Origin of the sequence: Paracoccus niistensis, from assembly GCF_042432925.1 — a bacterium.
GTDB lineage: Bacteria > Pseudomonadota > Alphaproteobacteria > Rhodobacterales > Rhodobacteraceae > Paracoccus > Paracoccus niistensis.
Genome location: NZ_JBHLWE010000047.1, coordinates 125265 through 136664, shown reverse-complemented (window position 1 = coordinate 136664; position 11400 = coordinate 125265). Strand labels below are relative to the sequence as shown.

Sequence of the window (11400 nt, the reverse complement as noted above, 5' to 3'; positions counted from 1 at the left end):
GGTTCCCGCCCCAAAAGCCCGAACTTCAGCCTTCGACGGGCTCTTCGGCGGTGCGCAGGGCGGCGGCGATCAGGTCCGGGATGGCGTCGTTCATCCCGATCGGCGGCGCGATGGGACCGTGGCCGCGCCAGCCTTGCGGGATATCCTCGGTCGTGTGGCCACCGTTCGTGGCGAAGAAGGGCAGGCAGACGGCGGGACCTTCGGGCACCACGTCGTCGAGAAAGGGCGCTTCCTCGATGAAGGCGGTGGTCACGGCGGCGAAGCCCGCGCGATCCGGCAGCGCATCGGCGAAGGCGCGGGTGCTGTTGGCCGATGCGCGCGAGCCCTTGGACCCGTGGCCGACGACTACCAGCGTCGCCCGCGCCGGGTCGATGCCGGCGCGCCGCGCCGCATCTTGGGCGATCCGTGCGCCGATGGCGGGCAGTTCGGGGTCGAGCCCCAGGGGCGCGATCAGGCGGGCGCCCTCGACCCCCGCCTCGGCCAGACGGCGCGGCGTTTCGCTGCGGACGAACCAGCCGTCGGCCATGAATTGCGGGAAGACCAGCCGCACGCCCTCCAGCGCCGACAGGCTGCGGCGGCAGGCAAGCGTTGCGCCGCGCACGGTCCAGCCGGGCAGCAGCGCCTGCACGCGGGCGGCCAGCGCCTCGAGTTCCGGCTGCAGCGCGCCGGGGTCGCCCGGCTGGCCATGCGCCACGATGGCGGCAAAGGGCGGGGCGGCGGGCTCGACGGCGGCCGCGCCGGTGGCGCAGCGGCAGCCCTGGCAGCGGGGTGCAGCGTCGATCACCTTGCATCCTCCAGATCGAAGGCGGCGGCGAACTGGGCGGGCATGGGGAATTCGGCCAAAGCGCGGGTGCGGGCCTGCGGAGACATCTTGCGGGCAGTCTTCTGGACGATGACCAGCAGCGCGTCCGGTTCCTGCGTGGTGGCGAAATCGCCGAGGTAATGGCGGATGAAGGTGAAGCAGGCGACATCTTCCAGCGCCTGCACGGCGGGGTCGCGCTTGATGCCTTCCTTGCGCAGCATCCGGCCGGCGTGATCCACCTGCTCCTCGGGATAGCCCGCGTCGCGCATCAGGCCCATGACGCGCTCGGCGTGCCGGCGGCCCTGTTCGCGCCGCCAGGTCAGGTAACCCTCGCGCCCTTCGGGGAAGTCCTTGCGGGGCAGCAGCCAGCGCTCGATATGCTGGCCGCGGCAGGCGATGGCCAGAGCGTCGGATGCGTCGGGATACAGCCGCTCCTGCTCGGCGGTCATGCGCTGGCCGTAAAGCAGCTCGACCGGCTGGCCGTCTTCAAGCCGCGGGTCCGCGGCGTTGGCGGCGTCGATGGCGGCGAAGACCTGCTGGCGTGACGTCATGCTGCGCTCCCTTGCGTTGCGTCCAACAGGTGCCACGGCCGCGCGGCCTTGCCAAGCCGCCCCCTGCCGGGAATACCCCGGCCAACAGGAAAGGTTTGCCGATGCTGGCTTTCGTCGCCCCCCGTCTGGTGCTGCTGTCGATCCCCAAGACGGGAACCACCGCGCTCGAGACAGCATTGGCGCCGAAGGCCGAGATGGTCCTGCGCTCGCGCCCCGAGATCAAGCACCTGACGATGAGCCAGTACAACCTGCGGATCGAACCCCTGCTGCGCAACATCCCCGGCCCGCCCTTCCGGGTCGCCGCGGTGGTGCGCGAGCCGATCTCGTGGCTGGGAAGCTGGTTTCGCTATCGCCAGCGCCCGCAGACCATGGGCAAGCCCAACAGCACCATCGGCATCAGCTTCGAGGGCTTTGTGCAGGACTACCTGTCCGAGGACCGCCCTCCTTATGCCGCGCTGGGGCGGCAGTCGGGCTTCCTGTCGCCCGCCCCCGGCCGGAACGGTCCCGACCTCCTGTTCCGCTACGAACAGATGGACGAGGTGCTGCGCTTCTTCGGCGAGGCGCTGAAGACGGAACTGACGCTGAAGCGCGTCAACGTCTCGCCCCCCGCCGACATGACGCTGGCCCCGGACACCGAGGCGCGGCTGCGCGCGGCGCTGGCCGAGGATTACGCTCTGTGGGAAGCCGCCGCCCGGCCCGCGCCGTAAAGGGCGCGCGCGCGATCCTCGAAGGCGCGCACGATGCGGTGCATGGCCTCGCCGAAGACGACGCCGATCACGCGGCGCAGGATGGCGTTGCGGAACTCGAAGTCCACGAAGAAGCAGACCTCGCAGCCGCCCTGCGGGCGGTCCTTGAAGGTCCATTCGCTGTGCAGATGCGTGAAGGGGCCGTCCAGATAGCGCGTGTCGATGCGCTTCTGGTCGGGAAACAGCGTGACGCGGCTGCCGAAGCGTTCACGGAAGACCTTGAAGCTGATGACCAGGTCGGCCTCGATCACCTCGGACCCGTCGGGGCCGGGCGTGCGGGACCGGATGCGCGCCGCCGTGTTCCAGGGCAGGAACTTCGGATAGCTTTCCACGTCCGCGACAAGGTCATACATCTGCTGCGCGGTATAGGGCAGCACCCGTGTTTCGGTATGAGTGGGCAAGGGGCAGTCCTTCGGCGTCAGGCGGGCACGGTCTAGCAGAGGTTTCGGGCGATGAACAACATGATCTGGCTGATGCGGGCGGCCCGATGGGTCCGCAACCCGCCCTCGGCGGGGCGGGTCAAGCTGGTGATCGCCATCGTGGTGGTGGTGATCCTGCTGGGCACGGCCGACTGGATGGGCTGGGTGCCCGAGTGGGCGCAGATGGACCGCGCCCCGCGCCGCATCCCAGGGACCTGAGGCTTAAAGCCCGGCCTCGGCGAAGGTGTTGCAGTCGGCCATCTCGCCCGACTGCATTCCCCGGACCAGCCACTCGCTGCGCTCCGCGGCAGAGCCATGGGTGAAGCTGTCGGGCATGGGCGCGCGGCCCGCCTTTTCCATCAGGATGTCGTCCCCGACCGCACGCGAGGCGTTCACGGCCTCGTCGATGTCGCCGCGCTCGATCGAGCCGAAACGGTCGCCCGCGTGACGCGCCCAGATCCCGGCAAAGCAGTCGGCCTGCAGTTCGGTCAGGACCGACAGGCGGTTGGCGTCGGTCTGACCCACCTGCCCGCGCAGGCGGTTGACACGCGGCAGGATGCCGATCTGGTTCTGGACGTGGTGCCCGATCTCATGCGCGATCACATAGGCATAGGCGAAGTCGCCCCCTGCCCCCATCTGCCGCTGCATGACCCGGAAGAAGTCGGTGTCGAGATAAACGCGCTGGTCGCCGGGGCAGTAGAAGGGTCCCATGGCCGAGGACGCGCCGCCGCAGGCCGACTGCACGGCGCCCGAAAACATCACCAGCCTGGGTTCCTGGTACTGCAGCCCCGCCTGCTGGGCGAGGACGTCGGTCCAGATCTCCTCGGTGTCGGCCAGCACGACCGAGACGAACTGCCCCATCTCCTGTTCCTCGGCGCTGAGCTGGCGCTCCACGCCGGGGCGCGCGTCGTCCTGCATTCCGCTGACCAGGGGCGAGATGTCCACGCCGAAGAACCAGCCCACCGCCAGCACGACCAGCGTGCCGACCAGCCCAAGGCCGCCCGCCCCGGCGGTGCCCATGCCGCGCCGATCCTCGATGTTGCTGCTGCCGCGGCGGCCTCGCCATTCCATGTCGCGCATCCTTTGGGGGTGATCCGTCCCAACGGTTACGCAGGCTTGACGGACCGCGCAAGAGTTGGAAAGGAAACGGCGTTGCGGACGTCTGAACCGTGGCCAGGGATGCGAGGGGCGGATGTTCGACTGGGTACTGTCGGTGATCGAGGGCTGGGGTTATCCCGGCATCTTCTTCCTGATGCTGGCAGAGAACGTCTTTCCGCCGATCCCCTCCGAGGTCATCATGCCGCTGGCGGGCTACCTGGCCGCGACGGGCAAGCTGTCCTTCCTGCCCACGGTGCTGATCGGCACGCTCGGTTCGGTTCTGGGCACGTCCCTGTGGTATCTCATCGGAGCCTGGATCGGGGCGGCACGGCTGAAGCGCTGGTCGGCCCGCCACGGCCGGCTGCTGACGGTTTCGCCCTCGGACATCGACCATGCGCAGGCGTGGTTCGACCGCCACGGCGGCAAGGCCGTGCTGATCGGGCGCATGATCCCTGCCGTCCGCACGCTGATCTCGGTCCCGGCGGGCGTCGCGCGGATGCCCTTCGGCCGCTTCCTGGCCTTCACGGTGGGGGGCAGCCTGCTGTGGACGACGCTGCTGGCCAGTGCCGGGCTTGCGCTCGAGGCGAACTATCACCGTGTCGCCGATGTGATCGACCCGCTGTCGAAGCTGGTCGTGGTGACGGTGGTTGTGGTCTACCTCTACCGCGTCATCACCTGGAAGCCGCATTGAGGACAACCCGCCCATGATCCGCGCCCCGCATCCCAACGCCCGCGTCTGGGCAGTGCTTGCCGCAGCCGGCTCGGCCGCGCTGCTGGCGGGGGCCTTCTTCTTCCAGGCCTTGGGCTATGCGCCCTGCGAGCTGTGCCTGCTGCAGCGCTGGCCTCATGCCGCCGCCGTGGTGATCGGCCTTGCCGTGGCCGCGACCGGCTTCCGCAGGGTTTGGGGGCTGCTGGGGCTGGTGGCGGCGATCCTCGCTACCGCCTTCGCCATCTATCACGTGGGCGTGGAACAGACCTGGTGGGCCGGGCCAAGCGCCTGCTCGGGGGGGCTGGGCGATCTTTCGCTGGTCAGCACGGACGAATTGCTGGCCCGCATCCGGGGCGCGCAGGTGATCCGCTGCGACCAGCCGAGTTGGATCTTCCTCGGCCTCAGCATGGCCGCCTGGAACGCGATCCTGTCGGCGGTGCTGGTTGCCGTCTGGACACTGTCGCTGCGTCGTTCCGGGCGCCGAAAACCCTGAAAATTCAGGCGAAATGGTTGAATTTCAAGGTGGCAGATGATACATCGTCCACCAACAACATCTAAAGGCGAAACCCTTGGCCGATACCCCCGAAGACAACCTGCCGACGGACGATCCCGAAGGCGCGGAAGCGCCCGAGCGCGCCGTGATGCCTCATGACGGCCCCACCATCGACATCGCGACCGAGATGCGTACCGCGTATCTCGATTACGCCATGTCGGTCATCGTCAGCCGCGCGATCCCCGACCTGCGCGACGGGCTCAAGCCCGTCCATCGCCGCATCCTGTTCGCGATGGACGAGACGAACAACACCTTCGACAAGGCTTACCGGAAGTCGGCCCGTCCCGTGGGCGACGTGATGGGCAAGTACCACCCGCATGGCGACGCCGCGATCTATGACGCGCTGGTGCGGATGGCGCAGGACTTTTCCATGTCCCTGCCCCTGCTGGACGGCCAGGGCAACTTCGGGTCCATGGACGGCGACCCGCCGGCTGCCATGCGCTATACCGAGGTCCGGATGGCCAAGGCCGCCAACTGGCTGCTGATGGACATCGACAAGGAAACAGTCGATTTCCAGGACAACTACGACGGCAAGGACCGCGAGCCGACCGTCCTCCCCGCGCGCTTCCCCAACATGCTGGTCAACGGCGCGGGCGGCATCGCCGTCGGCATGGCGACCAACATCCCGCCCCACAACCTGGGCGAGGTGATCGACGCGACGCTTGCGCTGATCGAGAACCCCGACCTGCCGACCGAGCGGCTGATGGAGATCGTACCCGGCCCGGACTTCCCCACCGGCGGCGTGATCCTGGGCCGGTCCGGCATCCGCAAGGCCTATCTGGAAGGCCGCGGATCGATCACCGTGCGGGCGCGGACACGGATCGAGACCGTGCGCGCGGGCCGCGAGGCGATCATCCTCGACGATGTGCCCTATCAGGTGAACAAGGCCACGCTGATCGAGCGGATCGCGGACCTTGCGAAGGAAAAGAAGGTCGAGGGCATCGCCCATGTCCAGGACGAATCCGACCGTCAGGGCGTGCGTGTGGTCATCGAGCTCAAGCGCGACGCGACCGCCGAGGTCGTGCTGAACCAGCTTTTCCGCTTCACGCCCATGCAGTCCACCTTCGGCGCGAACATGCTGGCGCTAAACGGCGGGCGGCCGGAACAGCTGACCCTGCGCGACTTCCTGACCTACTTCATCGCCTTCCGCGAAGAGGTCGTCGCCCGCCGCACGGCCTATGAGCTGCGCAAGGCGCGCGAACGCAGCCACATCCTCTGCGGCCTTGCCGTGGCGGTGTCGAACGTGGACGAGGTCGTGGCGACCATCCGCGCCTCGCGCGATGCGGCCGAAGCGCGCGACCGGCTGATGGAACGCCGCTGGCCGGCGCATGAGATCCTCGAATACCTCAAGCTGATCGACGACCCGCTGCATCCGGTGAATGATGATGGCACCTACAACCTGTCCGACGCGCAGGCCCGTGCCATCCTTGACCTGCGGCTGCAACGCCTGACGCAGCTCGGGGTGCAGGAAGTCACGAACGAGCTGCAGTCGCTGGCCGACGCCATCCGCGACTATCTGGCGATCCTCGCCAGCCGCCAGCGCGTGCTGGGCATCATCTCGGACGAGCTGCGCGAGGTAAAGGAACTGTTTGCGGTGCCGCGCCGGACCGAGATCGTCGAATGGGCGGGCGACCTTGACGACGAGGACCTGATCGAGCGCGAGGACATGGTCGTGACCATCACCTCGGGCGGCTACGTCAAGCGCACGGCACTCAGCGAGTTCCGCAGCCAGCGCCGCGGCGGCAAGGGCCTGTCCTCGATGGCGACCAAGGAAGACGACGTGGTGACGACGCTGTTCGTCGCGAACACGCATACCGAACTGCTGTTCTTTACCACCGACGGGATGGTCTACCGGCTCAAGACCTGGCGGCTGCCCCTGGGCGGGCGGACCGCGCGGGGCAAGGCGCTGGTCAATATCCTGCCGATCGACGGCGGCACCTCGATCGCGGCGCTGATGCCGGTGGACGTGCCCGAGAAAGACTGGGATGCGCTGCAGGTGATCTTCGCCACCTCGGACGGCGACGTGCGCCGCAACGCGCTGTCGGACTTCACCAACGTCAAGTCGAACGGCAAGATCGCGATGAAGCTGCCCGAGGGCGTCAGCCTGGTGGACGTGCGCATCGCGGATGAAAACGACGACGTGATGCTGGTCACGGCCATGGGCCGGGCCATCCGCTTCCCGACGACCGACGTGCGGATCTTCAAGGGCCGCGACTCGACCGGCGTGCGGGGGATCCGCCTGGCCAGTGGCGACCGCGTCGTGTCCATGTCGATCATCCGCCACTTCGAGGCGAGCCCCGAGGAGCGCGCGGCCTATATCAAGATGCGCCGCGCCGTCGAGGGTGCCCTGGATGACGGGGCCGAGCCGGACGAGGACGAGAACGTCAGCGAGGCCGCGCTGTCCTCGGAACGCTATGCCGAGATGAGCGCGCATGAGGACCTGATCCTGACCGTGACCGCACGCGGTGCGGGCAAGCTGTCTTCGGCGCACGACTATCCGGTGCGCGGGCGCGGCGGTCAGGGCGTGATGGCGATGGACAAGGCCATGCGCGGCGGCACGCTGATCGCGAGCTTCCCCGTCACGCGCGACGACCAGATCATGCTGGCGACCTCGACCGGCCAGTCGATCCGCGTGCCCGTGGAAGGCATCAGCTTCCGCTCACGCTCGGCAGGCGGCGTCCGCGTCCTGAACACGGCCGAGGGCGAGGAGGTCGTTTCGGTCGCCCGCGTCGCCGACCAGAGCGACGGCAACGGCGGCCCCGAGATCGACACCGTCGAAGCGGAAAGCTGAGATCCTCTCCCCATGAACCGAAAACGCCGCGCTTGGAAAAGCGCGGCGTTTTTCATTGAAAAGGCTGACCGGCTGAGACGCCGGCTGGCCGGTACAGGAGGGCCTAACGCTGGCCGGGGCTGTCGTTGTCGCCGGCATCCTCCATTCCGCCCGACGAGGCACCGGCGATGCGGGGGTCGAGGCCCTCGGGATCGTTCCCGCCGGGCTTGGGGCTGACGGCAGCGGCCGTCCTGAGTGGCACGCCCTCGTCTTCGCCCTCCTCCTCCTCGTCGTCGGGCGCCTTGCCTGCGATGGCGGCGGCCTGGGACAGGACCGTGCCCTCGTCGTTGTAGAAGTCGCGCACGGTGAAGGGGATGGCGATGCCCTCGCGCCGGAACCTTTCGATGATCTGGTGCCGGATCTCGGTCGAAACGCCCATCCCCTGGTTGATGTCCGAGATGATCGCCCGGATCTCGAAGGTCATGCCCTCGTTGACAAGCCCGGTGAACAGCACCGAGGGCGCGGGGTTGATGAGGACCGTGGGTTGGTCCTCGGCGATTTCCAGCAGGATCTTCGACACGCGGCGCGTGTCCGCCCCGTAGGCCACGTTCACCGGCACGATGATGCGGCCCTGCAGGTTGCCGCGCGTCCAGTTCGTGACCTCCTTCGAGATCAGGTCCGAGTTCGGCACCACGATGTCGGTGCGGTCGAAGGTCTGGATGCGGGTCGAGCGGACCGAGATGCGCCGCACATAGCCCTGCGCGTTACCGACCTGGATCCAGTCGCCGACCGCGACCGGGCGCTCGACCAGCAGGATGATGCCGGACACGAAGTTCGACACGATGTTCTGCAGGCCGAAACCGATACCCACCGACAGGGCACCGGCGACAATGGCGAGGCTCGACATGTCGATGCCCGCCGAGGTGATCGCCACCAGCGCCGCCAGAACGATCCCCACATAGCCCAAGCCCGACACAGCCGCGTTCTTGGCGCCCTCGTCCAGCTTGGTGCGCGGCAGGATCGAGTTGCGCACCGTCCCCTGCACCACCCGCGTCAGCAGGTAGCCCAGCGTGAAGACGATGATGAAGGTCAGGATCGCGCCGGGCGACAGCCGGACGCCGCCAAGGGTGACGCCCTGCCGCAGCCGGGTCCAGGCCTCGACAAGCTCGGTCCCCCGCGCGCCCCAGATCAGCGCCAGCACCGGCAGGGACAGAAGGACCAGCGCAAAGCCGATCAATACCGGCGTCAGGTCGTCACGCGCCCCGTTGCGGTTGCGGCGCAGCAGCACCCACAGATCGGTCGAGAACTCCTGCAGCAGGATCAGCAGGGCCAGCAGCCCGACCGTCATCGCCATCGGCCACAAGAGGGCGTTGGCCATGGTGACGAAGCCGACCACCAGCGCCAGCGGCGCGATCACGGCCGTCAGCCGGGCAAGGTTGCCCGCGAAGCCCACCACGCGGGTGCGATATCCCGGCGTGCCCGGCGTGGTATAGCTGGGAGCGCGGCGCAGGATGTTGCCAAGGCGATACAGGACCACCGCGCCCAAGACGACAAGCGGCAGGTGCCAGACGGCGGCGGCGGCCTCGCTGATCTCCATGGGCACGCGGCGGCCCAGCGGCGCGCCGGCGCGCAGGCCCGACAGAGGCAGCAGCGCCTGGGCAGCGACGTAATGGGCCGCCACCATCACCGACAGCAGGGTCGAACAGATGCGGCCGCGCTGGCGCAGCTCGTCCGGGTAGCAGATCGGCGGGTCGCTGTTCATCGGGAAGAAGCGGCGCCCCAGCCAGCGCCCGGCAAAGACCAGAAGTGCCGCGATCGGCAGCGCCATCAGGATCGGCCGCCCCCAGGGGCCGATCAGGCCGGTGGTGTCGATGGCGCGGACCAGCAGGTAGGCGCCCACCGTCGGAATGACGATCTGCCCCAGCGAGGCCGCAAAGGCGACCGCGTCGCGGGCATAATCGCTGGCCCGCGAGGACAGGCGCGAGGGCAGAGAATCCACCCAGCGCCGCCCGAAGATCAAAAGCCCCAGCGCCGCCAGCAGGTGGATGAGGATCACCGGCACCCGCTCGATCAGGGCCGAGCGCGCCGCCCCATAGGTGCGGTCGCGCATGTCCTGCACGATGCCCTGGACGACCTGCATCCCCGCATCGGCCGCCGCAGCCCAGCTGGCCGGCAGCAGCGGCGAAGGGCTGAGCCGCAGCAACTCGTTCGTCTGCTGGGCGCGCGCCTGTTCGTCGATGGCCCGCACAAGGCTGTCGGCGCGGCTGTAGGCTTCGGTCGCCCGCTGGCCAGGAGCCTGCAGCTCGGACAACTGCTGGTTCAGCTCCTTGCGGCGGGCGGCGATGTCCTCGGCCTCGGTCTCCCCTTCAGCGGGCGCGGGACCAAGCGCGGCGATCTGTTCACGCACGGTCGCGATGCGCGGGGCATTCAGCGTCTGTGCCTGGGAAAAGCGCTCGCGCCAGCCCGCGACCTCGGCCCGCGCCGCATCCAGCGCAGCGGGCGAAGTGTCCGCGGCGTCCAGCAGTTGCTCGGCCCGGCCAGCTGTCTGTTCCCAGGCGGCATAGTCGAGGTCGTTGGCGGGTTGCGCCAGCGCAGCCGTGGCCAGCGACAGCCACAGCGCCGCCACCAGGGCAAGGGCAAGCGCCGCCAGCCGCGAGGGTGCGGCACGAACAGAACCGACGTGCATGGAGGTCACGCCTCGGTCACGTCCGGCAGCGAGGATGCCCCGCGTTCCAGCCAATGCGGCACCGGCAGGCCCTTGCTGCGCAGGAACACCGGGTTCCACAGCTTGGTCTGGTAGCGCGTGCCCACGTCGCAGAGGATGGTGACGATGGTCTTGCCCGGACCCATCTCGCGCGCCATGCGGATGGCGCCCGCGACGTTGATGCCCGACGAGCCGCCGAGGCACAGGCCCTCGTATTCCAGCAGGTCATACAGCACCGGCAGCGCCTCGTCGTCGGGCACGCGGCAGCTGAAATCCGGCGTGATCCCGTCCAGGTTCGCCGTGATCCGGCCCTGCCCGATCCCTTCGGTGATCGAGTTGCCGGGCGCGCTCAGCTCGCCCTCGGTATAGAAGGAATGCAGGGCCGAGCCTTCGGGGTCCGCCAGCCCGATCTTCACGCCCTTGTCCTGCAGGGCCATCGCCACGCCCGCCAGCGTCCCGCCCGAGCCGACCGAGCAGATGAAGCCGTCCACCTTGCCCTGCGTCTGCTCCCAGATCTCGGGGCCGGTGGTTTCCAGATGCGCCTGGCGGTTCGCGGTGTTGTCGAACTGGTTGGCCCAGATCGCGCCGCCCGGCAGCGATTTCGCCAGCGCCTCGGCCAGGCGGCCCGAATAGCGGACATAGTTGTTGGGGTTCTTGTAGGGCTGGGCCGGCACCTCGACCAGCTCGGCGCCTGCAAGCCGCAGCATGTCCTTCTTTTCCTGGCTCTGGGTTTCCGGGATCACGATCACGGACTTGAAGCCCATGGACGCGCCGACCAGCGCCAGCCCGATGCCGGTGTTGCCCGCAGTCCCCTCGACCACCGTGCCGCCGGGGCGCAGTTCGCCCCGCGCCACGGCGTCCTTGATGATGTACAGCGCCGCGCGGTCCTTGACCGACTGGCCGGGGTTCATGAACTCGGCCTTGCCCCAGATCTCGCAGCCCGTCGCCTCGGAGGCGCGGTTGAGACGGATCAGGGGGGTATGGCCGATCGCGGCGGCCAGGTCGGGACAGTTGCGCATGAGCGGGGCCTTTCCTTGTCGCCCCCGTT

Annotated in this window: 11 protein-coding genes; 5 read left to right on the top strand and 6 right to left on the bottom strand. The window is 68.7% G+C overall.

The genetic code is table 11. The features are described 5' to 3' along the window. Positions 1 to 25: 25 nt before the first annotated feature. Together ACFFII_RS15805 and ACFFII_RS15800 are read right to left on the bottom strand one after the other, a co-directional pair. Positions 26 to 784 (bottom strand): CbiX/SirB N-terminal domain-containing protein, encoded by a 759-nt coding sequence (locus tag ACFFII_RS15805; protein ID WP_377699827.1) that lies wholly within the window; start codon positions 782 to 784, stop codon positions 26 to 28. Continuing rightward, positions 781 to 1353 carry a DUF4202 domain-containing protein gene (locus ACFFII_RS15800; RefSeq protein ID WP_377699826.1) on the bottom strand — a complete coding sequence of 191 codons (573 nt, stop codon included), beginning with the start codon at positions 1351 to 1353 and terminating at the stop codon, positions 781 to 783. Before ACFFII_RS15800 ends, ACFFII_RS15805 begins: the two co-directional genes overlap by 4 nt. 101 nt (positions 1354 to 1454) lie before the next feature. Here ACFFII_RS15800 and ACFFII_RS15795 point away from each other — a divergent pair, with 101 nt between their 5' ends. Next, positions 1455 to 2060 (top strand): sulfotransferase family protein, encoded by a 606-nt coding sequence (locus ACFFII_RS15795; RefSeq protein WP_377699825.1) that lies wholly within the window; start codon positions 1455 to 1457, stop codon positions 2058 to 2060. Here ACFFII_RS15795 and ACFFII_RS15790 read toward each other — a convergent pair. After that, the gene (locus ACFFII_RS15790) at positions 2021 to 2500 is read right to left on the bottom strand and encodes a type II toxin-antitoxin system RatA family toxin (RefSeq protein ID WP_377699824.1); all 480 of its coding nucleotides are present in this window, start codon (positions 2498 to 2500) and stop codon (positions 2021 to 2023) included. The genes ACFFII_RS15795 and ACFFII_RS15790 overlap by 40 nt on opposite strands. A gap of 51 nt (positions 2501 to 2551) precedes the next feature. Here ACFFII_RS15790 and ACFFII_RS15785 point away from each other — a divergent pair, with 51 nt between their 5' ends. After that, complete coding sequence (locus ACFFII_RS15785; RefSeq protein ID WP_377699823.1) at positions 2552 to 2737, top strand: hypothetical protein; 186 nt, start codon at positions 2552 to 2554, stop codon at positions 2735 to 2737. 3 nt (positions 2738 to 2740) lie between these two features. Here the strand turns inward: ACFFII_RS15785 and ypfJ are convergent, their stop codons facing one another. Then, the gene (gene ypfJ / locus ACFFII_RS15780; RefSeq protein ID WP_377699822.1) at positions 2741 to 3589 is read right to left on the bottom strand and encodes a KPN_02809 family neutral zinc metallopeptidase; all 849 of its coding nucleotides are present in this window, start codon (positions 3587 to 3589) and stop codon (positions 2741 to 2743) included. A 121-nt stretch (positions 3590 to 3710) separates the two neighbouring features. Between ypfJ and ACFFII_RS15775 the strand changes: the two genes are divergently transcribed. From ACFFII_RS15775 to gyrA, 3 genes are all read left to right on the top strand, one after another. After that, positions 3711 to 4307: a DedA family protein gene (locus ACFFII_RS15775; protein WP_377699821.1), complete on the top strand. Its 597-nt coding sequence runs from the start codon at positions 3711 to 3713 to the stop codon at positions 4305 to 4307. A gap of 13 nt (positions 4308 to 4320) precedes the next feature. Next, on the top strand, positions 4321 to 4818 hold the full coding sequence (locus ACFFII_RS15770) for a disulfide bond formation protein B (protein ID WP_377699820.1): 498 nt from the start codon (positions 4321 to 4323) through the stop codon (positions 4816 to 4818). Between the two features lie 76 nt (positions 4819 to 4894). Next, complete coding sequence (gene gyrA / locus ACFFII_RS15765) at positions 4895 to 7669, top strand: DNA gyrase subunit A (protein WP_377699819.1); 2775 nt, start codon at positions 4895 to 4897, stop codon at positions 7667 to 7669. Between the two features lie 103 nt (positions 7670 to 7772). Here the strand turns inward: gyrA and ACFFII_RS15760 are convergent, their stop codons facing one another. Then, on the bottom strand, positions 7773 to 10334 hold the full coding sequence (locus tag ACFFII_RS15760; RefSeq protein WP_377699818.1) for a mechanosensitive ion channel family protein: 2562 nt from the start codon (positions 10332 to 10334) through the stop codon (positions 7773 to 7775). 5 nt (positions 10335 to 10339) lie between these two features. Then, on the bottom strand, positions 10340 to 11371 hold the full coding sequence (locus ACFFII_RS15755; protein WP_377699817.1) for a cysteine synthase A: 1032 nt from the start codon (positions 11369 to 11371) through the stop codon (positions 10340 to 10342). Positions 11372 to 11400 lie beyond the last annotated feature (29 nt).

Coding starts and splice junctions, on each gene's coding strand:
- ACFFII_RS15785 (WP_377699823.1), top strand. CDS start 2,552: ATGAACAACATGATCTGGCTGATGCGGGCGGCCCGATGGGTCCGCAAC.
- ypfJ (WP_377699822.1), bottom strand. CDS start 3,589: ATGGAATGGCGAGGCCGCCGCGGCAGCAGCAACATCGAGGATCGGCGC.
- ACFFII_RS15760 (WP_377699818.1), bottom strand. CDS start 10,334: ATGCACGTCGGTTCTGTTCGTGCCGCACCCTCGCGGCTGGCGGCGCTT.
- ACFFII_RS15755 (WP_377699817.1), bottom strand. CDS start 11,371: ATGCGCAACTGTCCCGACCTGGCCGCCGCGATCGGCCATACCCCCCTG.
- ACFFII_RS15775 (WP_377699821.1), top strand. CDS start 3,711: ATGTTCGACTGGGTACTGTCGGTGATCGAGGGCTGGGGTTATCCCGGC.
- ACFFII_RS15770 (WP_377699820.1), top strand. CDS start 4,321: ATGATCCGCGCCCCGCATCCCAACGCCCGCGTCTGGGCAGTGCTTGCC.
- ACFFII_RS15795 (WP_377699825.1), top strand. CDS start 1,455: ATGCTGGCTTTCGTCGCCCCCCGTCTGGTGCTGCTGTCGATCCCCAAG.
- ACFFII_RS15800 (WP_377699826.1), bottom strand. CDS start 1,353: ATGACGTCACGCCAGCAGGTCTTCGCCGCCATCGACGCCGCCAACGCC.